Here is a 25,428-nt window from a genome sequence, read left to right on the forward strand (position 1 = left end):
CCAGCAAAATTCCCGACAGCGCGGACCGTTTTCCCATGCTTGAAAAGACCTACGACGCAAAAACCGTCGAGCCGAAGATCGCCAAGGTGTGGGAGGAAGCCGACGCGTTTCGCGCCGGCGCTGGGGCGGAGGAGGGGGCCGAGGCCTTCACCATCGTCATTCCGCCGCCCAACGTCACCGGCTCGCTGCATATGGGCCATGCGCTCAACAACACGCTGCAGGACATTCTGGTGCGCTTCGAGCGCATGCGTGGCAAGAACGTCCTGTGGCAGCCCGGCATGGACCATGCCGGCATCGCCACGCAGATGGTGGTCGAGCGGCAGCTGATGGAAAAGCAGATCCACCGCCGCGATCTCACCCGCGAGGAATTCATCGAGAAAGTGTGGGAGTGGAAGGCCGAATCGGGCGGCGCGATCTTCAACCAGCTGAAACGTCTCGGCGCTTCCGCCGACTGGTCGCGCGAACGCTTCACCATGGACGAGGGCCTCTCCAAGGCCGTGCTCGAAGTCTTCGTCACGCTCTACAAGGAAGGGCTGATCTACAAGGACAAGCGCCTTGTGAACTGGGACCCGAAACTGTTGACCGCGATCTCCGATCTCGAGGTCGAGCAGCAGGAGGTCAACGGCAACCTCTGGCATTTCCGCTATCCGGTCGAAGGCGTGACGTTCGATCCCGAGAATCCAAAAACCTTCGTTATCGTGGCGACGACTCGTCCCGAGACAATGCTGGGCGACACGGCTGTCGCGGTGAATCCAGAGGACGACCGGTTCCGGCATCTCGTCGGCAAGAATGTCGTCCTGCCGATCGTCGGGCGCAAGATCCCTGTCGTGGCCGACGAGTATTCCGATCCGGAAAAGGGGTCCGGAGCGGTCAAGATCACGCCGGCGCATGATTTCAACGACTTCGAGGTCGGCAAGCGCCACAAGCTGCCGGCGATCAACATCCTGACCGTCGAAGCGGCCATCAAGCTCAGGGATAATGAGGACTTCCTCGCCGGCGTCGAGGTGACGCCGGAGCGCCAGGCCGTCTGGGACGAGCTCGACGGCCTCGACCGTTTCGTTGCGCGCAAGAAGATCGTCGAGCTGATGGAGGCCGGCGGCTTCCTCGACAAGGTCGAGCCGCACCGCCATGCGGTGCCGCATGGCGACCGCGGCGGCGTGCCGATCGAACCGTTCCTGACCGAGCAGTGGTACGCCAACGCGGCGGAACTCGCCAAGCCGGCGATCGCCTCGGTGCGCGAGGGGCGCACCAAAATAATCCCCAACAGCTGGGACAAGACCTACTTCCAGTGGATGGAGAATATCGAACCCTGGTGTATTTCGCGCCAGCTCTGGTGGGGTCACCAGATTCCGGCCTGGTACGGGCCAGATGGGCGTGTCTTCGTCGAGAAGACCGAGGAAGAGGCGCTGAGCGCCGCCATCGAATATTATCTGGCGCTGGAAGGGCCATGGAAGGCCTGGGTCGAGGACAAGCTCGAGAACTTCAAGCCGGGCGAGATCCTGACCCGCGACGAGGATGTGCTCGACACCTGGTTCTCGTCGGCGCTGTGGCCTTTCTCGACGCTGGGCTGGCCGGAGCAGACGCCGGAGCTGAAGACTTATTATCAGACCGACGTGCTGGTGACCGGCTTCGATCTTATCTTCTTCTGGGTCGCCCGCATGATGATGATGGGCCTCCACTTCATGGGCGAGGAGCCGTTCCACACCGTTTATATGCATGCGCTGGTGCGCGACAAGAACGGCGCCAAGATGTCGAAGTCGAAAGGCAACGTCATCGATCCGCTCGACCTGATCGACGAATATGGCGCCGATGCGCTGCGTTTCACCCTGACGGTGATGGCGGCCCAAGGGCGCGATGTTAAGCTCGATCCGGCGCGTATCGCCGGCTACCGCAATTTCGGTACCAAGCTGTGGAACGCGACGCGTTTCGCCGAGATGAACGAAGTCGCGCGCAATGACGATTTCTGGCTGAACGACGCCAAGCTGGCGGTCAACCGCTGGGTCCTGACCGAACTGACGCGCGCCGCGCGCGAGGTCACCGACGGCATCACCTCGTATCGCTTCAACGAGGCGGCTGGAGCCGCCTACCGCTTCGTCTGGAACCTGTTCTGCGACTGGTATCTGGAACTCTTGAAGCCGGTGTTCATGGGCTCGGACGAGGCCGCCAAGGCCGAAAGCCGCGCCTGCGTCGCCTTCGTGCTCGACGAGATCTACAAGCTCCTGCATCCGATGATGCCGTTCATGACCGAGGAGCTGTGGGCGCAGACGGCGGGCGAGGGCAGGGATCGGGACTCGCTGCTGTGCCATGCCGCATGGCCGTCGCCGGATTTCGAGGACCATGAAGCGGCTGGCGACATCAACTGGCTGGTCGATCTCGTCTCCGGCATCCGCTCGGTGCGCTCGGAGATGAACGTGCCGCCGGCAGCCATAGCGCCGCTGGTCGTGGTCGGCGCCAACGATGTGACGCGCGAGCGGCTGGTTCGCGAGGAGTCGGCGATCAAGCGGCTGGCGCGTGTCGGCGACATCTCGCTCGCCGATGCGGCACCCAAGGGGTCGGCACAGATCGTGCTCAACGAGGCGACGATCTGCCTGCCCCTTGGCAGCCTGATCGACCTCACCGCGGAGGCCGGGCGGCTGCAGAAGGAACTGGTCAAGGTGACCGAGGAAATCGCGCGCCTGCACAAGAAGCTGTCGAATGAGAAATTCGTCGCCAGCGCGCCGGCCGAGATCGTGGAAGGCGAGCGGGAAAAGCTCGCCGAATATCGCGCCGCGCAGGACAAGCTTTCGGTGGCGTTGACCAGGGTTCGTGACGCCGGCTGAAAGGCAGATTCGCGAGACTTTAGCACCCTCTAAAATGGGTAGTCTTTTGCCTCGAAAATCGGCATTCCGTTGCGTTAATGTTGACGTAAACGGAAGTTTTTGCCCCATTGTTGCCATAATGTAACAATGGGGCCGAAGACCCCTTAAATCGGTTTTTTTTGGGCCTTTCTGGCCGTTTTTTTCCTTTTTTGGGAAAGGCAAACCTCGCCAAAGGCCCTTTTTTGGCGCCGCGGCATCCGCTCGCATTTTGTCCAAAATACGTTGCGGGAACATGTACATGTACGCCAATCAATTCGTTGTTGCACCGTTAACCTGAATTGGTTCTAGCTTGATGCACTAGTTATTCGGGGAGGACATCCATGAACAATTTGCGTCTGAAAGCACTGCTGGGAGCAGGATGCTTTTCGCTGGCTTTGGTGGGTGCGGCGATGAGTTCGGCGCATGCCGGCGGCATTGAGCGTGGCGGATATGATATCGATCTTCTGTTCGATCCGGCGCCGTTCGCAACGGAAGCGGAAACGACCTATGTGATGCCGGATCGCAAGCTCAAGAACGCAAAGGATACGGATCCGCTCAACGGTACCGTCGTAGGCTCGACCACTGCCAACGATAGCGAGAATTACTGGGTGCCGCGCATCGGCGTTAAGGCCCAGGTCGTGCCGGGGGTCGACTGCATGTTCGACTACTCGCAGCCTTGGGGGGCGCACACGGCCCCTGGCCAATGGGTTGGCGCGCAGTCCAACATGGAAACTGAAATCAAAAGCAACAATTACGCGGGCACCTGCTCCTATAAAATGGATGCTGGCAAGGGCCAAGTCCGCTTCATTGGCGGTGTGTTTTACCAGGAAGTCTATGGTTTCAAGGAAGACCTTGTGACGCCGTTTCTGCCGAATTTCTCCGGTACCGGTCGCGTCGACCTGACGAGCAGCGGTTGGGGCTGGCGAGCGGGGCTGGCCTACGAGATTCCTGAGATCGCGTTGCGGGCTAGCCTCGTCTATAATTCCCAGGTGAGGCTGGATAACATTGCGGGCACCCTTGATCTGACTCATGTCGGTGGTCCGATTATTCCGATCTACGGTGAAGCTTCGATGCCGGATTCCGTGGAATTTAAGCTACAGTCGGGCATCGCTCCTGACTGGCTTGCCTTCGGCTCGATCAAGTGGGTCAACTGGAGTGTTTTACAGAGCATTCCGATCTGCTCGCAGGCCACGAGAGGGATTGCTGCTTGTACAACGACCTCTCCGCAGCCGGTCAGGTGGACTTCTCTCGATCTGATGTATCGTGACGGCTGGACCGTTTCGGGCGGCATCGGTCACAAATTCAACGATCAATGGAGCGCCGCCGGCCAGCTTACCTGGGATCGCGGTACCTCACATGGCTACGGCTCACAGACTGACACCTGGACATTGGGTGGCGGCGTCGCTTACACGCCCCGCCCCAATATCGAACTTCGTCTGGCTGGCGCGATTGGCGTGCTGACCAGCGGCCACTCCGGTACGCTTACCGATGAAAACGGGTACGTGGCCGGTACCGATGCCAGCTACGACTTCGGTAACGATCTGGTCACGGCGCTTTCTGGCGGCCTCAAGATCAAGTTCTAAGCTTTTGAAATTACAATGGAAGGCCGGGGCATTGCCCGGCCTTTTTTGTTGGCACCGGCATCGCCGATACGCCCATCATTCAAGCTTCGTTGCATATAATCCCCACTGGGGCCGCCTCGTCCAATTGTGACGTTTTGGCAACACTTCCTGAACAACCCCTGCGCTGGAAGTCAGGTCGAGGAAATTGCCCATTTCCCGCCATAAACCCGGCGCACCTCGATCTTGTCTCGGGACACGCGCCAGAAGGCTCGGCGATGGGACAGGTCGCACCGCCCGCGGCAAGGAAGAGAATGGACGCCAAGGTCATCTCAAAGGCTAAGCTCCCTAGCCGCCATGTGACTGTCGGTCCGGCGCGTGCGCCGCACCGGTCCTATCTGTATGCCATGGGCCTCTCGGCGGCAGAGATCGCGCAGCCGCTGGTCGGCGTCGCATCCTGCTGGAACGAAGCGGCACCCTGCAATATTTCGCTGATGCGCCAGGCGCAGGTGGTCAAGAAGGGCGTCGCGGCCGCCAACGGCACGCCGCGCGAATTCTGCACCATCACAGTCACCGACGGCATCGCCATGGGCCACCAGGGCATGAAGTCGTCGCTGGTGTCGCGCGAGGTCATCGCCGATTCGGTCGAGCTCACCATGCGCGGCCATTGCTACGATGCGCTGGTCGGGCTCGCCGGCTGCGACAAGTCGCTGCCCGGCATGATGATGGCCATGGTGCGGCTCAACGTGCCGTCGATCTTCATTTATGGCGGTTCGATCCTGCCCGGCAGCTATCGCGGCCGTCAGATCACCGTGCAGGATGTGTTTGAAGCGGTCGGCCAGCATTCGGTCGGCACGATCGGCGATGCCGAGCTGCTCGAAATCGAGCAGGCCGCCTGTCCCTCGGCCGGCTCCTGCGGTGCCCAGTTCACCGCCAACACGATGGCCACCGTCGCGGAGGCGATCGGTCTCGCGCTACCCTATTCCTGCGGCGCGCCGGCGCCCTACGAAATGCGCGACCGCTTCAATTTCGCCTCCGGCGAAAAAATCATGGAGCTCATCGCCAAAAACATCCGGCCGCGCGACATCGTCACGCTGAAGGCGCTGGAAAACGCGGCGACCGTGGTTTCGGCCACCGGCGGCTCGACCAATGCGGCACTGCACCTGCCGGCGATCGCGCATGAGGCCGGACTGAAATTCGACCTGTTCGACGTGGCGCGCATCTTCGAGAAGACGCCTTACATCGCCGATCTCAAGCCGGGCGGCAAATATGTCGCCAAGGACATGTTCGAGGCTGGCGGCATTCCGCTGCTGATGAAGACGCTGCTCGACCATGGCTATCTGCATGGCGATTGCCTGACGGTCACTGGCCGCACTTTGGCCGAAAATATGGAGCACGTTGCCTGGAATGAACACCAGGATGTGGTCCGCCCGGCCGACAGACCTATTACCCAAACCGGCGGTGTCGTGGGCTTGAAGGGAAACCTTGCCCCCGAAGGCGCGATCGTGAAGGTCGCGGGCATGGCGGAGTTGAAATTCTCCGGCCCGGCGCGCTGCTTCGATTCGGAAGAGGAATGTTTCGAAGCGGTGACGCATCGCAACTACCGGGAAGGCGAGGTTCTGGTCATCCGCTATGAGGGACCGCGCGGCGGTCCTGGCATGCGCGAGATGCTGTCGACGACGGCGGCACTCTACGGCCAGGGCATGGGCGGCAAGGTGGCACTGATCACGGACGGTCGCTTCTCGGGCGCGACACGCGGCTTCTGCATCGGCCATGTCGGGCCGGAAGCTGCGGTTGGTGGTCCGATCGGTCTCGTCAGGGATGGCGACGTGATCACGATCGACGCGGTGAAGGGCACGATCGAGGTGGCGCTGTCCGATAGCGAGCTGGCGGCTCGGGCGAAGACATGGAAGGCGCGTACGACCGACTATCAGTCGGGCGCGATATGGAAATACGCACAGACGGTAGGGTCCGCCCGGGATGGCGCGGTCACCCATCCGGGCGGTGCGAAAGAAACACACTGCTATGCGGATATCTGAGTTGTTGAAGTCAACACCAGAGTTGCTGAGGTCATCTGTCCTTCCGGCACTGGTCGCGGTTGCGATCTTTGGCGCCGTGGGCCAGGCCATGGCTTTCGACGACAAGGTGTTCGACGACAAGACCGGCGTGAAGCCGCAGTCGAGTCCCTGGGCGGTGTTCCAGTTTGGCTTCTCCGCCTACAAGAACGGCCACAAGGAACAGGCGGCCGAGGCCTATAAATACGCCGCCGAAAACGGCCAGATCGGCGCCACCTGGAAACTTGCGCGCATGTATGCCGAAGGCGACGGCGTGGCCCGCGACGATTATGAGGCGTTCAAGTTCTTCTCGGAGATCGTAGACCAGGACGTCGAGCCCGGCTCTCCGGAAGAAAGTTACGTCTCCGACGCGCTGGTGGCGCTGGGCGACTATCTGCGCAAGGGCATTCCCGGCAGCCCGGTCAGCGAGAACGAGGTGGCGGCGCAGGAATACTACATGCGCGCCGCCGCCAACTACCGCAATCCGAACGCCCAGTTCGAGATGGGGCAGATGTTCCTGAAGGGTGAAGGCGGCGTGAAGGCCAGCGTCAAGCAGGCCGGGCGCTGGTTCCAACTCGCCGCCGAGAAGGGCCATGCCGGCGCGCAGGCGACGCTTGGCCATCTGTTGTTCCAGAGCGGCAAGGTCGTGCGCGGCCTGGCGATGATGACAGCGGCCCTCGAGCGTGCTTCCCCGGCCGATCAGCCCTGGATTCGCGGCATGCAGGAAGAGGCCTTCGCCGCTGCCGGCGAAGCCGACCGTCGCACCGCGATCTCACTGGCCGACGATATCCTGACCAAGGGCAGCAACGTCGATCAGTAAGGTTCTTTCGAGGAACCAGAAAATCAGTTTTCGGTTGGTTCGGTCGGCACCATGCTTGGCGCGGGTGTGGAGATCGGCGTGACGTGCAGGTGCGGCGCCATCGTGTTTGCGGGGCAGCTATCGCCGACCTTTGTCCACGACGTGTTGTTGAGCACCATGTCGCAGCGGGCCAAATGACTCTGATCGGCGACCGTCAGGCAGGCGACCTGGCCGACCGGATAGGATTTTCCATTGGCAAGACATCCCTGCGCGGCGAAGGCCGGCACGATCGCGGCCGTGGCGAGTGCCAAGCCGATCGGACAAAGAGCAAATCGAATGGTCATGGGAACCCCGGCCGCCATGATGATCTCCCATCATGCGGCGGAATGTGGCGATATGAGGGTTTCTCTGGTTATCCGGCCGGCTGCAGCGCGAGGTTGATCGCTACCGGGACGTGATCGGACGGTTTTTCCCAGGCGCGCACATGTTTTTCGATCGAAGCCGATGAGAACCGGTTTGCGGCTTCCGGCGACAACAGCAGATGGTCGATGCGGATGCCGTTGTTCTTCTGCCAGGCGCCGGCCTGATAATCCCAGAACGTGTAGGTATCAGGCGCATCGGTGACCGCGCGCACCGCTTCGGTGAAGCCGAGGTTCAGCAGCCGGCGGAAGGCCTGCCGCGTCCGCGGCTGGAACAGCGCGTCGCCCAGCCAGTTCTCCGGAAACCGCGCGTCGATGGGCTCGGGGATGACATTGTAGTCGCCGGCCAGCACCAGCGCCTCTTCCAGCCTCAGGCGCTCCTGCGCCCACCGCTCCAGCCGCGCCATCCACGACAGCTTGTAGGGGAACTTCTTCTCGTCATCGATCGGGTTGCCGTTGGGCAGATAGAGCGAGGCGACACGAAGCGCGCCCTTGTCGGTGGAAAAAACACCCTCGATGAAACGGGCCTGCTCGTCGATGTCGTCGCCCGGCAGGCCCCTGATGACCTCGTCGAAAGGAAGCTTCGACAGCAGGGCGACCCCGTTGAAGCCCTTCTGGCCATGGGTTTCGACATTATAACCAAGCGCCTCGATCTCGGCGCGCGGGAACTGCTCGTCGACGGTCTTGATCTCCTGCAGGCAGACGATGTCGGGCGCGCTCTCGGTCAGCCAATGGGTCAGGTTGCCGATGCGGGCGCGCACGCCGTTGATGTTCCAGGTGACGATTTTCATGACGGTCTCATTGTTCCTGCGGCGGACGGCGTTCGACCAAACCGATCGTATTGCCTGCCGGGTCCTTTATAAAGGCCATCCATTCGCTTTCCCCCGCCGGGCCGAACTGGCCCTCGGTGTCGCGATGGACGAGCGCCGGCGGCGCGGTGAAGGGGATGCCGGCTGCCTTGGCCTGGGCGTGGAAGGCTTCGAGGCCTGACATGTCGAGATAGAGGGTGCCGGCCGGGATGCCGTCGGTAAACAACAGCCTGACATCGCCGGCCATGATGAAGGCGATGCCGGGCGGATCGTAGCGGGCATGAATGCTCATGCCGAGGACGTCGCGCCAAAAGGCCAGCGTCGCGTCGAGGTCGCGACCGGCGGAGAGCGCAACCTGACGAACCGCGCCAGTTGCGGGCATCTCGGTCCTAAATGGAGAAGCTGGTGCCGCAGCCGCAGGAGGCAACCGCATTCGGGTTCCTGATCTGGAACGACTGTCCCATCAGATCGTCGACGAAATCGATCACCGAGCCACCCATATAGACCAGCGACAGATCGTCGATCAGCACCGTGGCGCCATCCTTCTCGATGGCGACGTCGTCGTCATTGCGTGTGTCGACCAGATCGAATTTGTAGGAAAAGCCGGAGCAGCCGCCACCTTCGACGGACACACGCAGCGCCGTCTTGCCGGCTTCGGCCGAAACAATCCTGGCGATCCGCTTGGCCGCGGCCTCGGTCATATCGACTTTCATGGCAGTCTTGGCATCCGCGCCCATGGGCGTCACCTTGCTTTCGGTTTCACATGATAGGTATGAAGCGCGACGGGGCAAGTCAACTGCGGCAGCATCAGCCATGACAAATGAGCTTGGCGACATCGGTTTTGGCTATCGGCCGCGCGCGGCCTACGCCACGGATCCCGCACGTTCGCGGGGCCGTCTGTTCGACGAGGTGGAAAGTCCGACCCGCACACCGTTCCAGCGTGACCGCGACCGGATCATCCATTCGACGGCGTTTCGGCGGCTCAAGCACAAGACGCAGGTCTTCATCGCGCACGAAGGCGACCACTACCGCACAAGGCTGACCCATTCGATCGAGGTGGCGCAGATCGCACGTGCCCTGGCGCGGGCGCTACGCGGCGACGAGGATCTCGCCGAAGCGGTGGCGCTGGTGCATGATTTCGGCCACACGCCTTTTGGCCACACAGGCGAGGACGCGCTGAACGAAAAGATGGCGGCGTGGGGCGGCTTCGACCACAACGCACAATCGCTGCGCATCGTGACCAGGCTGGAGGCGCGCTACGCTGAATTCGACGGGCTCAATCTGAGCTGGGAAACGCTGGAAGGCCTGGTCAAGCACAATGGTCCGCTCACCGACAGTAGCGGCCAAGGCCTGAAAGGGCCGGTACCGCAGGCGATCCGCGACTACTCGCAACTACAGGATCTCGAGCTCGACCGGTTCGCCGGCATCGAAGCGCAGTGCGCGGCGATTGCCGACGACATTGCCTACAACACGCATGATATCGATGATGGGCTGAGGTCAGGGCTGCTGGCGCTTGACATGCTGAAGGCCGTTTCGCTGCCTGGAACGATCCTGAAAGCTGTGCGCGAGCGCTATCCCAGGCTTGATGACGTGCGCACCGGCCACGAATTGATGCGGCGCCAGATCACGGCCATGGTCGAGGATGTGATCAAGTCGACCACCGCCAATCTGGAGCGGATCAGGCCGCTGAGCGCTGACGCGGTCAGGGCGGCGGGCGAAACGATGGTAACATTTTCGATCGAGATGGCGGAAGCCGAGAAGGAACTGAAGGCCTTCCTCTACAAGCACCTCTACCGGCACGAGGAGGTCATGCGGGTGCGTGCGGACGCCGAGCAGATCGTCCGGGACCTGTTCGACGTCTATTTTGCCGACCCGCGCGCCATGCCGGACGGCTGGCGCGAAGGGCTGGACCGCGCCGAGGATCGCATCAAAGCGCGCAGCGTCGCCGATTTCCTGGCCGGCATGACCGACACCTACGCGCTCAAGGAACACAGGCGTTTGTTTGACCGCACCCCGGATTTGAGCTAGGGCGGGCTCGATTTGCCGGCCAAAGGGCCGGATTCGTCATAAAGCCACCGAGCATACACCATGAACATCTTCGCCGATTTCACCGCGCGAGTCACAAAGGCTGTCGAAGCGCTAGACCTGAAGGACCAGGACGGCGTTTCGCCTGATCTGTCGCGCATCGCCGTCGAGCCGCCGCGCGACGCCAGCCATGGCGATCTCGCGACCAATGCGGCGATGGTGCTGGCCAAGCCAACCGGACAGAACCCGCGCGCGCTGGCCGAGAGATTGGCGGACGCCCTGCGGGCCGACCAGGATGTCGCCGCCGCCGAGGTCGCCGGTCCCGGCTTCGTCAATCTCAGGCTCCAGGACGGTTTCTGGCAGGCGCATCTATCGGCGCTTTTGGGCGAGGGTCCCAACTACGGCCGCTCGACGATCGGCGCCGGCCGCAAAACCAATGTCGAATATGTCTCGGCCAATCCGACCGGGCCGATGCATGTCGGCCATTGCCGGGGCGCCGTCGTCGGGGACGCGCTCGCCAACCTGATGGCGTTCGCCGGTTACGACGTGACCAAGGAATATGTCATCAACGACGCCGGGTCGCAGATCGACGTGCTCGGGCGCTCGGCGATGTTGCGCTATCGCGAGGCGCTTGGCGACGATATCGGCGAGATTCCGGCAGGACTTTATCCCGGTGACTATCTGGTCTCCGTCGGCGAGGCTCTGGTCAGGGAGTTTGGCCGTTCCTTGCTGCAGATGCCGGATGACGAGGCATTGGCCATCGTCAAGGATCGCACCATAGATGCGATGATGGTGATGATCCGCGAGGACCTTGCACTGCTCAACGTGCATCACGACGTGTTTTTCTCCGAACGCACGCTGCATGCCGACAATGCCAGGAAGATCCGCTCGGCGATCAACGACCTGACGCTGAAGGGCCATATCTACAAGGGCAAGCTGCCGCCGCCCAAGGGCGAGAAGCCGGACGACTGGGAAGACCGCGAACAGACGCTGTTCCGTTCGACCGCCGTCGGCGACGACATGGATCGGGCGCTGGTCAAGTCCGACGGCTCGTTCACCTATTTCGCGGCCGACGTGGCTTATCTCAAGGACAAGGTCGATCGCGGCTTCGTCGACCTGATCTATGTTCTCGGCGCCGACCATGGCGGCTACGTCAAGCGCCTGGAAGCCCTGGCGCGGGCCATTGCCGGCGACGACGTCAAGCTCACCGTTCTCCTGTGCAATCTCGTCAAGCTGTTTCGCGATGGCGAGCCGGTGCGGATGTCGAAGCGGTCCGGTGACTTCGTGACGCTGCGCGAGGTGGTGGAAGAGGTCGGACGCGATCCGATCCGCTTCATGATGCTTTATCGCAAGAACGATGCGCCGCTCGATTTCGACTTCGCCAAGGTGACCGAACAGTCCAAGGACAATCCGGTGTTTTACGTGCAGTACGCTTCGGCGCGCTGCCATTCGGTGTTCCGGCAGGCGAGCGAACAATTGGGCGAGGCGAATTTCGACCGCAACAGCCTGGCAGCAGCGTCAACGTCTTTGACCGACGAAGGTGAAATCGGCTTGATCAGGAAGCTTGCGGAATATCCGCGCCTGATCGAGTCCGCCGCTCTTGCGCTCGAGCCGCATCGGCTGGCATTTTATCTTTATGATCTGGCTTCCAGTTTCCATGGACACTGGAACCGGGGTACGGATAATCCGGACTTACGTTTTGTTAAGGTTAACGACCGACAATTGACGCATGCCAGACTAGGGCTGGTGCAGGCTGTTTCGGATGTTCTGACGTCCGGCCTGACGTTGATCGGGGCCGCCGCGCCCACCGAAATGCGTTAGGTTTGACTAAAAAACCTGTCACCTTTTGCCCACATTGCGCTGGTAAGGGCCAACCCTGCGCGACGTCCATGGCGTCCGAATGAGTGCGAGTTCGGGAACAATAATGGCAGACAGAACCCAGCTGAGAGTAGCCGACAACAACGACATCGCCGCCGATGATCCGTTCGCGGAACTGACCAGGATCATGGGATTCGACCCCCGCCAGCCGGTCAAGCCGCAGGCGCCGGCCGAGCCGAAAGCCATAGTCGCCGATCAGGCTGCGGAAGAGGGCGATTTCGATATCGATCTCGAGAAGGAACTGATGGGCGAATTCGACGCTGTCGACAGCGTCGCCGCTCCGCTTGTCGAGGCTCATGAGCCGGCATTCGAGCCGGTGGCAATCGATGTGTCGGATGACGATCTCGCGCTGTCGCTTGATGACGATTTTCACCTGGACATGGCTGGGACCGATGACCGGACGGTGGCCGCCAGCCATGCCGGCGCCGCGGAAGCCGTGCAGTCCGTCGAGCCTGCCGTCGACTCCGATTTCGACAATGCCGTGGCAAGCTCGGCCGTGGCCAGCTCGCTCGAAGACGTTTCGGCCTTCGACGACGATCTGCCGATGGAAGACGAGCTTGCCGCTTCCCTCGACCGGGATTTCCATATCGAGGACGAGGCCGCCGAGCCCCGGTATGCCGTTGAATCGCCGGTTGCAGAAGTGGCGGCAGCGGCCGAGCCGGCTTCCGATCAAGAATTCGACGATGCCGTTGCGATCTCGCTTGAGGACGAGTTGATGCTCGACGACCATTCGGCGGATCAGCGCCAAGTGGCTGCTGCCGAATATCCAGAGCCGGCGCCGGCCACCGCGGATGAGGCCCAGTCGATCTCCGGCGAGGATTTCGTTGGTCAGTTCGACGATGCCATGGCCGATGTCGACGTGGATTTTGACGTTCAGGCCGATGAGCCAGAGGCTTTTGAGGAGCCGCGAGCACATGAGTTGCTTGCCGATGTCATCGGCATGAAGGACGAGATTCCAGGCGCTGAAGCCATTTCGGATGATGCTTTCGACCTGGATTTGGACGAGGCGTTTGCCGAGCCCGCCGAAGAGCCCGTCGCCGGAATCGCAGCGGCTCCCGCGCAGCCGATGGCGCCCGCGGCAGCCATCGCGTCGCGAGTGCAGGCGCCCATCACGGACGAACGAAGCCTCGAAGACGAGTTGAACGCGCTTCTTGGCGCCATGACTGCGCGCACCCTGCCGTCGGCCAAGGAGCCGGCCATGGCTCAGCTGGTCGTGCCCCAGCCGGCCGCCGCGCCTGTTCAGCCGCCACTCGTCTCGACTGCAAAGGCCGCGGAGGAACCCGTCGATCTTGTTGGTGATCTCGACTGGGATCTCGATGAAGCAGCGTCCCAGGATGTGCATCAGTCCGGTTCCGACCAGGCCGCCGACGTTGACCTCGACGACCTGCTGCTCGACGAGCTTCAGGACCATGATTTCGGCTCGGAGACCGCTGAACAGGGCGAGGTCAATTTCGACAATGGCGCCGTCGACGCCACCCGGGCCGAGGGCGTCGACCCGCATGAGGAAACAGCTTCCCTGCAGGATCCAGCCGATTCGCTCGATTGGCTGGCGGAACGCTCCGCGCCGTCGGAGCCGGCCCGTTCGTGGAGCCGCGTGACACCGGTTCCCCAACAGCCGGCATTTGCCGCGCAGCCTGCCGCCTCGATGGCGGCCTGGACGGCAGCACCGGAAACGGCCGCGGTGCCGTCCTACCGGCCGGCCGAGCCGGTTGCAGCCGCTCCCTACGTGGCTCCGTCGGCGCCGCAGGCGCAGCAGTCCTCGCGTTATGAAGAGATGCCCGATGTCGAGACGGTCGATGTGCCGGAGCGCGTCGTGGCGCTGGCCGACGATCTCGACATTCCAGAGTTGCATTTCGAGGACGATGAGCCGGTAGCATCCGGTTATGACGATCTCGACGCCGAATTCGCCAGCCTTCTGACTGAAATGAATTCGGTGGAGGTCGCGCCTGCTTCTGCCACTAGCGCCGCCTATGCGGACGAATCCTACAATGCCGGGTTCAATCCGGGATACGGCGCGGCCACTCCGGGATATGGCGACGCCAATCCGGGATATGGCGACGCCAATCCGGGATATGACGCGGTCAATCCGGGACATGAAGAATCCAGGCCGGCCTATCAGCCGGAAGCGCGGACCTATGCGGCACGGCCGGCGGAAATGCCTGCCCGCGCGGCGGCGGCCTCGACCTATGCCGATGCTGCTGAAGGCTTCGATGATCTGCCGGGCAGCCAGCCGATCTCGCAGGCGGACGATTTCACCGTCGATGAACTCGACTACGATCCCGAACTGGACGAAGCGATGTCGGTTCCGGGGCTCGGCGAGCGGGAAGCCGCCAGGTCGTCCGGCCGACGCGGCCTCTTCATCGCGGCGATTGTCGGTGCCGTGGCGGTCGCGGGCGGTCTTGGCGCCTTTGCGCTGTCTTTCGGCGGCAAGGGCGGCAGTGAGGCTCCGGTGATCGTCAAGGCCGATAATTCACCGATCAAGATCAAGCCTGAAAATCCGGGCGGCACCGTGGTGCCGAACCAGGACAACAAGGTCTATGACGCGGTGGTCAAGGGGGCGAAGCCGGCCGAGCCGGTCCAGCAGAAGCTCGTCACCAACGCCGAGGAGCCGGTGGACGTGCAGGCGAAGGACCCGGCCCGCGCCGTCGATCTTTCTCCCGACCAGAACGCTGCCGCCGGCACGGATGGCGGAGGCGACGTCTCGACCGCTGGTGCGGCCCCCGCCAACATAGCGGCGCCCACGCCGAAGTCGGAGGATCGCATCGCGCAGGTCCTGCAGGAAGCCGACAAGGGCACCAGCAACGATGTCGTTGCCGTTGCGCCGCGCAAGGTCAGGACCATGGTGGTCAAGTCCGACGGCTCGCTAGTGGCGCGTGAGGATCCGGCACCGGCGGCACCCCAGGTCGCCGCGGCGGAGCCGACCGATCCGGCACCACAGCATGTGGCGCCTGCCGCGCAGGCCAATGCCGACCAGACTGGCGCTGACCAGACTGGCGCCGACCAGACTGGCGCCGCCCAGACCGGTACCGCCCAGACTGGCACCGCCCAGACTGGCACCGACCAGACTGGCACCGTGGCGCCCGCCGCCGCGCAGGCCGACGACGAGCCCGCTCTGAAGCCCGCGGCCAAGCCTGCCAAGCCTGAAGCCAAGGCGCAGTCGGCCAACACGCCGGCCAAGGTTGCGATCGCGCCGCAGCGTCCGTCCGACCAGCCGGTCGACGTGGTCGGCGAGGTCAAGCCAGATCAGGTCGCTTCCATCGATCCCGCCTCGACCGCGACCGGCAGCGGTTCGTGGTCGATGCAGATCGCTTCTCAGCCGACGGTAGAGAGTGCCCAGTCGACCTACCAGGACCTGCAGCGCCGCTACGGCAGCGTGCTCTCCGGCCGCACGGCCAACATCGTCAAGGCCGAGATCGCCGGCAAGGGCACGTTCTACCGCGTGCGCGTTCCGGCTCAGTCGCGCAACGATGCGATCAATTTGTGCACCAGCTACAAGATCGCGGGCGGCAACTGCTTCGTATCGCGCTAGAGCCGGATGATTTCAGGTCGAGTCGACCTGAAATCTGAATCCGTCTCTAAATCAAGAGATAGAGCATGTCGTCCGAAAACCGTTTCACACTTTTCGGCATCATGCTCTAGACGTCGATCCAATCTCTCAAATTCGGCGCGGCCCAAGGCCGCGCCGACTTTTTCATGTGGAAGCCTGTTTTGCAGCCCGTCCTATGCGGTCAGGGATGATTCCCTTTGACCTCGCGAAGCCCTAGACTCCTGAAATGACCGAATCAAAATCCATGATCCTCGGCTGTGCCGGGAAAACGCTCACCCGCGAAGAAATCCGTTTCTATCGCAATGAGTGCCCGTGGGCCTTCATCCTGTTCGCCCGCAACATCGGCGAGGCCGAGCAGATCCGCGATCTCGTCGCCGAGATGCGCGATTGCATCGGGCGCCCGGACGCGCTGGTGTTCATCGACCAGGAAGGCGGCAGGGTGCAGCGCCTGCGACCGCCGCTGGCGCCGAACTATCCGGCCGGTGGCGCGCTGGGGGCGCTTTGGCGCGACGATCACGACGCCGGCGCGCGTGCCGCCTGGCTGATGGCGCGGCTGCATGCCTTCGACCTCCTGCGCTACGGCATATCGGCGGATTGCCTGCCGGTGCTCGACGTCCCGATCGAAGGGGCCAGCGATGTCATCGGCGCGCGCGCCTATGGCAAGGATCCGCGTCCGGTCATCGAACTCGGCCGCGCCGCGGCCGAAGGCCTGATGGCGGGCGGCGTGCTGCCCGTGATGAAGCATGTTCCGGGGCACGGCCGGGCGTTTGCCGACACGCATTTCGAGCTGCCTGTCGTCGACGCCTCGCTCAGCGATCTGCAACGGCACGACTTTGCCCCGTTCCGCGAACTCAACCATCTGCCGATGGCGATGACCGCGCATGTCGTCTACAGCGCCATCGATCCCAAGAACCCGGCGACGACTTCCGGCAAGGTCATCGACGAGATCATCCGCCGCGAGATCGGCTTCGACGGGCTCTTGATGAGCGACGACACCTCGATGAAGGCACTTTCTGGGGATTTCCCGACAAAGGCCGCCTCGATCCTTGCGGCCGGCTGTGATCTGGTCCTTCACTGCAACGGCGTTTTCGAGGAGATGGCGGGGATCGCATCGCGCACCAAAGGGCTTGAAGGCAAGTCGCTGGAGCGCGCCAAGCGGGCAATGACCTATATAAAGAAAAGCGACACGGTAGAAGAAACCGAGATACGCGCTGAATTCGCCACCTATTTCGACGCGGTGGCATAGCCAAGGGAAGTGACAGGGCAGTGGCGGAAGCATTGGAAAGCAAGGCTCCGAAGGCCGCACCGATGGACCGCCTGTGGGCCGAGAATGACGATTCACGCGTCACCGGCGATCCGTCGCTGGTCGTCGACGTGGCCGGCTTCGAAGGCCCGCTCGACCTTCTCCTGCATCTTGCCCGTACCCAGAAGGTCGATCTGGCGCGCATTTCGATCCTGGCACTGGTCGAGCAATATCTGACCTTTGTCGAGACGGCGAGGGCGCTGCGGCTCGAACTTGCCGCCGACTATCTGGTGATGGCGGCTTGGCTGGCCTTCCTCAAGTCGAAGCTGCTGATTCCCAAGCAGCCGGGCGAGGAGGGCGAAAGCGGTGAGGAACTGGCGGCGGTGCTGCAGTTCCGGCTGAAGCGGCTCGAAGCCATGCGCGACGCGTCTGCGCGTCTGGTCAACCGCAACCGGCTCGGTCGCGACGTGTTCGCGCGCGGCATGCCGGAAATGGTGATCATCGAGAAGCGCAACGCCTATTCAGCGTCGCTCTACGACTTGCTGACTGCCTATGCCCAGCAGCGGCAGAAGCAGGCGATCAACAACGTGACGATCGCCAGGCGCGGTGTCTGGTCGCTCAAGGACGCGCGCGACATCCTGACCCGCCTTGTCGGGGCTGTAAGCGACTGGACGACACTGGAAAGTTTCCTGATCGTGTACATGACCAGCCCCGAGGAAAGGCGCACGGCGATCGCCAGTTCCTTCGCGGCAACATTGGAACTGGTGCGCGACGGCACGATGGACGTGCGGCAGGATGAGACATTTGCCCCGATCTATTTGCGCGGCCGCACGCAAGCAATCAAGGCAGTCGAGGTGGCATCATGAGCGAACGCGCCAACGCTTCGGTTATCCCGTTCAAGGTCGAGGACGAGCCTGGGCAGGAGTTGTTCTCCGAGGATGTGGCCGAGCAGGTGCAGAACCCGGCCGAGCGTCTGCATATGGCGGAAGCCGTGCGCATGGCGGAGGCGATCGTGTTCGCCAGCGCCGAACCCGTCAGCGAAAAGCAGCTTGCCGCACGCCTTCCCGATGGCATCAATGTCGCGCTAGCCATGAGGGAGCTGCAGCAGATCTACGCCCGGCGCGGCGTCAATCTGGTGCGGGTTGGCGATGCCTGGGCCTTCCGAACCGCTGGCGACCTGGCTTTCCTGATGAGCCGCGATACGGTGCAGCAGCGCAAGCTGTCACGGGCGGCGCTCGAGGTGCTGGCGATCATAGCCTACCACCAGCCGGTGACGCGCGCCGAGATCGAGGACATCAGAGGTGTCGAAACCTCGAAGGGCACGCTCGACACGCTGCTCGAAACGGAATGGGTGCGCATGCGCGGCCGCCGCAAAACGCCCGGCCGCCCCGTTACCTATGGCACCACCGAAACCTTCCTTGACCATTTCGCACTCGAGGAAATCCGTGATCTTCCAGGCATGGAGGAACTGAAGGGCGCCGGCCTGCTTTCGGGCCGCATGCCTTCGAATTTCTCCATCCCGCAACCGCCGGCCGATCCCGACGCGCTGACCGAGGACGAGGATCCGCTGACCGACATCGACCTCGAGGAGCTCGGTCTGCTGACGCCGCGCGTCACGGAAGATTGACCACGAGCGCCTTTCAAAAGCTGCTTTGCGGCTTTACATGCGCCGTTTGGTAGCGGGCCGCATCGCCGAAAATGCGTGACATCCGTCGGCCTTTCATAAACTCTGTCGCGGTTGTGTTTGAATCCCAAAGCGAAAACGCATAGATCATCGCCAGGGAAAACATTCGAGAGAGATTTGGTTATGGGTTCATTTTCGATTTGGCACTGGATGATCGTGCTGGTGATCGTGCTGCTGGTGTTCGGCCGCGGCAAGATTCCCGAGCTGATGGGTGACATGGCCAAGGGCATCAAGAGCTTCAAGAAGGGCATGGCCGACGACGACGTTGCCGACGACAAGCGCACCGTCGAACACCGTGCCGATGAGACCGTTTCGGCCGCGAAGGAAAAGGCCAGCAAGAGCTGAGCCAAAAGTTCTAGTCGGAACAGATTGCCATGTTTGAAGTCGGCTGGACCGAAATGCTGGTGATCGCGATCGTCATGATCGTGGTCGTCGGGCCCAAGGATTTGCCCAACATGCTGCGCACATTCGGCCGCACGACGGCGAAGCTGCGCGCCATGGCCGCCGATTTCCAGAAGCAATTCAACGAGGCCTTGAAGGAAGCCGAGCTCGACGACGTCAAGAAGTCGGTCGACGAACTCCGGGGTCTCAGCCCAGTCGCCGAGATCAAGAAGCAGCTCAATCCGTTCGAGCAGGCGGCAGCCGATGTGCGCGCCGGCGTCGACGCGGCGATGAAGCCGAAGCCGGCCGCCGATCCATCGGCCCCTGCAGCGGCGACGCCCCAGGCGGCCGAGCCGTTGAAAAACGGTGCAACGACCATGCCTGGCGTCAATGGCCCGGAAGTCACGCCCCCAGCATCGATGTTCCCGGCGATGACCGATGAATCGGTGGTGGCGGCTTCCACGGAACCGAAGGCATCCAGGAAAACCGCCAAGGCGGTGCCGGCTTCAAAAGCGCCATCCATTAAGGTGGTGGCGGCAAAAGCCTCACCCGCGGGGGCGGCAAAAACCGCACCCACGCCCAAGGCGTCGACAAAGGCCACGACAGCGGCAGTTCCTGAAACCGCGGCTGTGACGAAGCCTGCCGTCGCCAAGGCGCCTGCAGCCAAGGCGTCCGCGAAAACCGAACCGAAACCTGCTGGGGCCAAGAAGCCGGTAGCCAAAAAGACGGCTGGAGCCGCCAAGTGAGCGTTTCGGACAAGGAAAAGGACGAGATCGAAAAATCGTCGGCGCCTCTGATGGAGCATCTGATCGAGCTGCGCAGGCGGTTGATCTGGTCTCTCGGTGGCTTCTTCGTTGCCTTCCTGGTTTGCTTTTTCTTTGCCAAGAGGCTGTTCAACCTTCTGGTTGTCCCCTTCAAGTGGGCGACGAAATGGGCAGGGCTGGACCCGCACAAGGTCGAGCTGATCTATACCGCGCCGCAGGAATTCTTCTTCACGCAGGTCAAGCTCGCCATGTTCGGCGGCATGGTCATCGCCTTTCCGCTGATCGCCACGCAGATCTACAAATTCATTGCGCCCGGGCTCTACAAGAACGAGCGCAATGCCTTCCTGCCGTTCCTGATCGCATCGCCCATCCTGTTCCTGATGGGCGCCTCGCTGGTCTATTTCTTCTTCACGCCGATGGTGATGTGGTTCTTCCTCGCCATGCAGCAGGTTGGCACCGACGACCAGGTGCAGATTTCGCTGCTGCCGAAAGTCTCGGAATATCTCAGCCTGATCATGACGCTGATCTTCTCCTTCGGCCTGGTGTTCCAGCTGCCGGTGGTAACCAGCCTGATGACGCGCGTCGGCATGCTGTCGTCCAAGGCGCTGGCCGAAAAACGCAAATGGGCGATCGTCATCGCCTTCATCGTCGCCGCGGTGCTGACACCTCCGGATCCGATGAGCCAGATCGGCTTGGCCATTCCGACCATCCTTCTCTACGAGGTTTCCATCTGGGCCGCGCGGTGGATCGAGCGCGACCAGGAGAAACAGCGGCTTGCGCGCGAGAAGCAGGAAGCCGGCGAGACCGTGGCCGACAAGGCGCCGGACGAGCCGCCAGCGCCGGCGGCCTCGTAGGGCATCGGCGGCGGCGGAAAACGACAACCGCCGCCCGGCCCATCTTGCATCGATCAAGGATGCGGTTTACGCCCCTCAAGCCTAGCTTGAGGACGGATAACCATGCTTGACATCAAATGGATTCGCGACAACCCGAAGGCCCTTGTCGAGGCGCTCACCAAGCGCTCGTGGCCGGCGGATGAGGCGCAGTCCACAGTTGACGGGCTGATCGCCAAGGATGAGGCGCGGCGCGAACATGTCACCGAGCTGCAGACCAGGCAGGAGCGCCGCAACGCCGCCTCGAAGGAGATCGGCAACGCCATGCGTTCGGGCGATGCCCCGCTTGCCGAGAAACTCAAGGCCGAGGTCGGCGAGATCAAGACCTTCATCCAGAACGGCGAGGCGCGCGAGCGCGAGCTCGACAAGGCGCTGAGCGATGCGCTGGCGGTGCTGCCGAATGTGCCGTTCGACGACGTGCCGGTCGGCAAGGACGAGCACGACAATGTCGTCAAGCATGTCGTCGGCAAGGTGCCGACACGGCCGAACTGGGTGAAGGAGCATTTCGAGATCGGCGAAGCGCTCGGCATGATGGATTTCGAGCGCGCGGCGAAGCTGTCGGGCTCGCGCTTCACCGTGCTCAGGAGCGGCCTGGCGCGGATGGAACGCGCCATCGGCCAATTCATGCTCGACCTGCACACGACCGAGCATGGCTATGAGGAAGTGATCCCGCCGCTGATGGTGAAGGACGACGTTCTGTTCGGCACCAACCAGTTGCCGAAGTTCGAGGAGGATCTGTTCTTCACGCCACATGGGGAGGGCAGGCTTGGCCTGATCCCGACCGCCGAAGTGCCGCTCACCAACCTCGTGCGCGAAGAAATCACGGCGCATGAAAAGCTGCCGCTGCGCTTCACGGCGCTGACGCCCTGCTTTCGTTCGGAGGCAGGTTCGGCGGGACGCGATACGCGCGGCATGCTGCGCCAGCATCAATTCTACAAGGTCGAGCTGGTCTCGATCACCGACCAGGAATCCTCACTCGCCGAGCATGAGCGGATGACACAATGCGCCGAGGAAGTCTTGAAGCGGCTTGAGCTGCCGTTCCGGACTATGGTGCTCTGCACCGGCGACATGGGTTTTGGCGCGCGCAAGACCTATGACATCGAGGTCTGGTTGCCCGGCCAGAACGCCTATCGCGAAATCTCGTCCTGCTCTGTCTGCGGCGATTTCCAGGCGCGCCGTATGGATGCCCGTTACAAGGACAAGGATGGTAAGGGCAACCGCTTCGTCCATACGCTGAACGGTTCGGGCACCGCTGTCGGCCGCGCGCTCATAGCTGTCATCGAAAACTATCAGAATGAGGATGGCAGCGTAACCATTCCTGAAGTGCTGCGGCCTTACATGGGCGGCCTGGAAAAGATCGAATCGAAATAATGCGCATTCTTCTGACCAATGACGACGGCATCCATGCCGAGGGCCTGGCCTCGCTCGAGCGCGTCGCCCGCACCCTGTCCGACGATGTCTGGGTGGTAGCGCCGGAACAGGACCAGTCGGGCTATGCGCATTCGCTGTCGATTTCGGAGCCGCTGCGGTTGCGGAAAATCGGCGAAAGGCATTTTGCCGTGCGCGGCACGCCAACCGATTGCGTCATCATGGGCGTCAAGAAGATCCTGCCCGGTGCGCCCGACCTGATCCTGTCCGGTATCAATTCGGGCGCCAACATCGCCGACGACGTCACCTATTCCGGTACCGTCGCCGGCGCCATGGAAGGCGCGCTGCTCGGCATCCGGTCGATAGCGCTCAGCCAGGGCTACAGCACTGTCGGCGAGGATCGCGTCGTCCCCTATGAGACCACCGAAGCGCTGGCGCCGGCACTGCTGAAGAAGCTCGTCGCGACGCCGCTGCCGGACGGCGTCCTGCTCAACGTCAATTTCCCCAACTGCCTTCCCGAGGAAGTGGCCGGCACGGTGGTCACCACGCAGGGCAAGCTGGTGCACAGCCTGTGGGTCGACGAGCGCCGCGACGGGCGCGGCCTGCCTTATTACTGGCTGCGCTTCGGCCGCGAGCTGGTCGAGGGCAAGCAGGGCACCGATCTCTTTGCCCTGCGCAACAGGCTGGTGTCGGTGACGCCGCTGCAGCTTGACCTTACCGCGCATGAGATCCGTGACCAGCTGAGCAAGGCGCTTGCATGAATCAGGGCTTTCCAATCGATGATCGCGAAGGATTTGCCGCTTTCCTGCTGCGCCTGCGCGGCAGGGGAACGGTGCCGAAGGCGCTGATCGCGGCTTTCGAGGCAACGCCGCGACGCGGCTTCCTGGCAGCGCAATACCACCAGATCGCCTGGTCGGACCGCATGCTGCCGATCGAATGCGGCGAAGCGATCGAAGGGGCGGATCTGCAGGCGGCGGTGATCGCCGCATTGGCCATTGAAACGGGAAACCGCGTGCTCGAGATCGGCACCGGTTCCGGCTACACATCGGCTGTCATGTCGCGGCTGGCGGCGCGGATCGTGACCGTGGATCGGTACAAGACGCTGGTCGAGCAAGCCAGGCAGCGTTTCGAGGCACTCGGCATAGGCAATGCCATCGTGCGGCAGGCCGATGGTTCCAACGGATTGCCCAATGAAGGGCCGTTTGACCGCATCGTCGCCTGGGCTGCATTCGACAGTTTGCCGCGCTTCCTGCTCGACCAATTGTCGAGCGGCGGCATCGTCATCGCGCCGATCGGGCCGGAGGAGGGCGAGCAGGTGCTGGCCAAGCTCACCAAGGTCGGCAGCCGTTTCGAGCGCGAGGATATCGGCCTCGTGCGGCTGCAGCCGATCCTGCGCAGCATTGCAGCGGTTATCTAGTTTCCGGCCGGCCGCCGGATCTCTTTCGGGCTCGCCATCGTGCCGCTGATCATCCCCAAATGTTTTAAGAAAATTTTCGTCGGATTCTAATGGGTTAACCGGCCAGTAACATTAACGCGCTTTAATCCTGTCCAGTTGGTGCAGCGTTTGTGCGGGTTAGTGCGATGCAACTCAGTGTTTTGAAGACAAATAGTCGCAATCTGGCGCGGGGCTGCGCTGTTCTGATGATTGCAGGCGCGGCGGCCGGGTGCAGTTCCCAGGCTTCGCGGTTCAACAGTGTCGACGACGTCTTCACGTCCTCGACCAACAATCAACGTGCCATCATCAACAAGCAGGATGCGGTGCAGCCTTATCCGGGCGACGTCTCGGCTGCTCCGCTTGATGGCAGCCACACGCAGTCGGTGAGCCGTTCCAGCCTCGATCCGGTTTCGAGCCGGCCTTTGCCGCCGCCGGCTTCCGCGCAAGCGCAGCCGGCTCCAGCGCTCGCGCCTGCCGCCAATCCGGTGCGTGTCGCATCGGCGCCGGCCTTGGTTCGGCCCGCTCCTCATGTCGACAGGACGACGACTGGCACTGTCGCGCCGGCCGCCAAGCCTTTCAAGAATGCCCAGCCCGACGAGCCGAGGATGGCCCAGGCAGGCACGCCGCACGCGACCGAAATCACCGTCAGGGACGGCGAGACCATTTCCGGCCTGGCGGCGCATTACAAGGTGCCGGCCGATGTCATCATGAAGGTGAATGGCCTGAGCCCGACCAAGGGGCTGAAGACCGGCCAGAAGATCGTCATCCCGGCCTATGCCTATTCGAGCAAGGCCGAGCCGAAGGTCGCCGACGCAAAGCCGGCAAAGGACGGCAAGCATGACCTGCCGGCCAGCGCGCCGGACAAGGTGGCGGTGCTGCCGCAGCAGCCTAAGCTGAAGGAGGGCAAGTCCGCCGCCCAGGTCGATGCGTCGGCCACGGCGAACCAGCCCAAGGAACCCAAGCCGGCGCAGATGGCCAAGGCAACCGGCGCCGCCGGTACGTATACGGTCCAGTCGGGTGACACGATGTCCTCGATTGCCAGAAAGACCGGCGTCGGCGTGGTCGCGCTGAAGCAGGCCAACGGCATGAAGGACGGCATATTGAAAATCGGCCAGACCTTGAAGGTGCCGGGCGGCGGAACGGCGACGGTTGCCAGCGCCAAGCCGGCCAAGGTCGATCCGGTGACCACCGCGACAACGCAAGTCCCGGCAAAGGCCACGCCTTCGGAAACGCTGGCCTCCTACACGCCGCCGAAGAAGGACGCCAAGGTCATCCAGCAGGCCGAGGACGACGACGCGGTGGCACCCGATGCCACCGGCATCGGCAAGATGCGCTGGCCGGTGCGCGGCCGGGTGATCTCCGGTTTCGGATCCGGCAAGGACGGCGTCGATATCGCCGTGCCCACGGGCACGCCGGTCAAGGCGGCCGAGAACGGTGTTGTCATCTATGCCGGCGACGGCCTCAAGGAGTTCGGCAACACGGTGCTGGTGCGCCACGAGAACGGCCTGGTCACCGTCTATGGCCATGCCAGCTCGATCGAGGTCCAGCGCGGCCAGAAGGTCAAGCGCGGCCAGGAAATCGCGCTCTCGGGCATGAGCGGCACGACGGATTCGCCGAAGCTGCACTTTGAAGTGCGCAAGAACTCCGCCCCGGTCGATCCGTCAGGCTATCTCGAATAGAAGAAAAAAAGCGATATGCGGGCCGCCTGACCTCCAGTCCAGCCCGCCGGCTCAGCC

At 62.8% G+C, this 25,428-nt stretch carries 21 protein-coding genes; 17 read left to right on the top strand and 4 right to left on the bottom strand.

Annotated elements, in window-relative coordinates:
• Positions 1-35: 35 nt before the first annotated feature.
• The 4 genes from FJ950_RS06960 (at position 36) to FJ950_RS06975 (ending at position 7,270) form a co-directional block, all read left to right on the top strand.
• Complete coding sequence (locus FJ950_RS06960) at positions 36-2,819, top strand: valine--tRNA ligase (protein ID WP_140616053.1); 2,784 nt, start codon at positions 36-38, stop codon at positions 2,817-2,819.
• 359 nt (positions 2,820-3,178) lie between these two features.
• On the top strand, positions 3,179-4,420 hold the full coding sequence (locus tag FJ950_RS06965; RefSeq protein ID WP_140616056.1) for an OmpP1/FadL family transporter: 1,242 nt from the start codon (positions 3,179-3,181) through the stop codon (positions 4,418-4,420).
• A 290-nt stretch (positions 4,421-4,710) separates the two neighbouring features.
• Positions 4,711-6,435: a dihydroxy-acid dehydratase gene (ilvD, locus tag FJ950_RS06970; RefSeq protein ID WP_140616058.1), complete on the top strand. Its 1,725-nt coding sequence runs from the start codon at positions 4,711-4,713 to the stop codon at positions 6,433-6,435.
• Positions 6,422-7,270, top strand: coding sequence for a tetratricopeptide repeat protein (locus tag FJ950_RS06975; RefSeq protein ID WP_140616060.1), 849 nt, complete (start codon positions 6,422-6,424; stop codon positions 7,268-7,270). Before ilvD ends, FJ950_RS06975 begins: the two co-directional genes overlap by 14 nt.
• A gap of 23 nt (positions 7,271-7,293) precedes the next feature.
• Here FJ950_RS06975 and FJ950_RS06980 read toward each other — a convergent pair whose 3' ends face one another.
• From FJ950_RS06980 to erpA, 4 genes are read right to left on the bottom strand one after another with little or no spacing between them, the layout of a single operon-like run.
• Positions 7,294-7,611: a hypothetical protein gene (locus FJ950_RS06980; RefSeq protein WP_181171099.1), complete on the bottom strand. Its 318-nt coding sequence runs from the start codon at positions 7,609-7,611 to the stop codon at positions 7,294-7,296.
• A 50-nt stretch (positions 7,612-7,661) separates the two neighbouring features.
• The gene (xth, locus tag FJ950_RS06985) at positions 7,662-8,459 is read right to left on the bottom strand and encodes an exodeoxyribonuclease III (RefSeq protein ID WP_015317524.1); all 798 of its coding nucleotides are present in this window, start codon (positions 8,457-8,459) and stop codon (positions 7,662-7,664) included.
• 7 nt (positions 8,460-8,466) lie between these two features.
• Positions 8,467-8,859: a VOC family protein gene (locus FJ950_RS06990; protein WP_140616064.1), complete on the bottom strand. Its 393-nt coding sequence runs from the start codon at positions 8,857-8,859 to the stop codon at positions 8,467-8,469.
• A gap of 7 nt (positions 8,860-8,866) precedes the next feature.
• Positions 8,867-9,214 (bottom strand): iron-sulfur cluster insertion protein ErpA, encoded by a 348-nt coding sequence (erpA, locus tag FJ950_RS06995; protein WP_140616066.1) that lies wholly within the window; start codon positions 9,212-9,214, stop codon positions 8,867-8,869.
• Between the two features lie 76 nt (positions 9,215-9,290).
• On the opposite strand from erpA, the gene FJ950_RS07000 reads away from it, so the two are divergent.
• The 13 genes from FJ950_RS07000 (at position 9,291) to FJ950_RS07060 (ending at position 25,371) form a co-directional block, all read left to right on the top strand.
• On the top strand, positions 9,291-10,505 hold the full coding sequence (locus tag FJ950_RS07000) for a deoxyguanosinetriphosphate triphosphohydrolase (protein WP_140616068.1): 1,215 nt from the start codon (positions 9,291-9,293) through the stop codon (positions 10,503-10,505).
• 60 nt (positions 10,506-10,565) lie between these two features.
• Positions 10,566-12,323, top strand: a complete 1,758-nt coding sequence (gene argS, locus FJ950_RS07005; protein ID WP_140616070.1) for an arginine--tRNA ligase — start codon at positions 10,566-10,568, stop codon at positions 12,321-12,323.
• Positions 12,324-12,426: 103 nt separating this feature from the next.
• Entirely contained in the window at positions 12,427-15,909 is a 3,483-nt protein-coding gene (locus FJ950_RS07010; RefSeq protein WP_140616072.1) for an SPOR domain-containing protein, read from the top strand.
• Between the two features lie 244 nt (positions 15,910-16,153).
• Complete coding sequence (nagZ, locus tag FJ950_RS07015; protein WP_140616074.1) at positions 16,154-17,173, top strand: beta-N-acetylhexosaminidase; 1,020 nt, start codon at positions 16,154-16,156, stop codon at positions 17,171-17,173.
• A gap of 62 nt (positions 17,174-17,235) precedes the next feature.
• Entirely contained in the window at positions 17,236-18,036 is an 801-nt protein-coding gene (locus FJ950_RS07020; protein ID WP_140616502.1) for a ScpA family protein, read from the top strand.
• Complete coding sequence (gene scpB, locus FJ950_RS07025; RefSeq protein ID WP_140616077.1) at positions 18,033-18,797, top strand: SMC-Scp complex subunit ScpB; 765 nt, start codon at positions 18,033-18,035, stop codon at positions 18,795-18,797. The genes FJ950_RS07020 and scpB overlap by 4 nt, the downstream gene beginning before the upstream one ends.
• A gap of 180 nt (positions 18,798-18,977) precedes the next feature.
• A complete protein-coding gene (locus tag FJ950_RS07030; RefSeq protein WP_015317533.1) occupies positions 18,978-19,199 on the top strand; it encodes a twin-arginine translocase TatA/TatE family subunit in 222 nt (73 codons plus the stop codon).
• Between the two features lie 29 nt (positions 19,200-19,228).
• Positions 19,229-19,981 carry a Sec-independent protein translocase protein TatB gene (gene tatB / locus FJ950_RS07035; RefSeq protein WP_140616079.1) on the top strand — a complete coding sequence of 251 codons (753 nt, stop codon included), beginning with the start codon at positions 19,229-19,231 and terminating at the stop codon, positions 19,979-19,981.
• Positions 19,978-20,853: a twin-arginine translocase subunit TatC gene (gene tatC / locus FJ950_RS07040; protein ID WP_023769965.1), complete on the top strand. Its 876-nt coding sequence runs from the start codon at positions 19,978-19,980 to the stop codon at positions 20,851-20,853. The genes tatB and tatC overlap by 4 nt, the downstream gene beginning before the upstream one ends.
• A 102-nt stretch (positions 20,854-20,955) precedes the next feature.
• The gene (serS, locus tag FJ950_RS07045; protein ID WP_140616081.1) at positions 20,956-22,260 is read left to right on the top strand and encodes a serine--tRNA ligase; all 1,305 of its coding nucleotides are present in this window, start codon (positions 20,956-20,958) and stop codon (positions 22,258-22,260) included.
• Positions 22,260-23,018 (top strand): 5'/3'-nucleotidase SurE, encoded by a 759-nt coding sequence (surE, locus tag FJ950_RS07050; protein WP_140616083.1) that lies wholly within the window; start codon positions 22,260-22,262, stop codon positions 23,016-23,018. Before serS ends, surE begins: the two co-directional genes overlap by 1 nt.
• Positions 23,015-23,674 carry a protein-L-isoaspartate(D-aspartate) O-methyltransferase gene (locus tag FJ950_RS07055; RefSeq protein ID WP_015317538.1) on the top strand — a complete coding sequence of 220 codons (660 nt, stop codon included), beginning with the start codon at positions 23,015-23,017 and terminating at the stop codon, positions 23,672-23,674. The genes surE and FJ950_RS07055 overlap by 4 nt, the downstream gene beginning before the upstream one ends.
• A gap of 164 nt (positions 23,675-23,838) precedes the next feature.
• On the top strand, positions 23,839-25,371 hold the full coding sequence (locus FJ950_RS07060) for a peptidoglycan DD-metalloendopeptidase family protein (RefSeq protein WP_140616085.1): 1,533 nt from the start codon (positions 23,839-23,841) through the stop codon (positions 25,369-25,371).
• Positions 25,372-25,428 lie beyond the last annotated feature (57 nt).

The organism is Mesorhizobium sp. B2-3-14, from assembly GCF_006442175.1.
Lineage (GTDB): Bacteria > Pseudomonadota > Alphaproteobacteria > Rhizobiales > Rhizobiaceae > Mesorhizobium > Mesorhizobium australicum.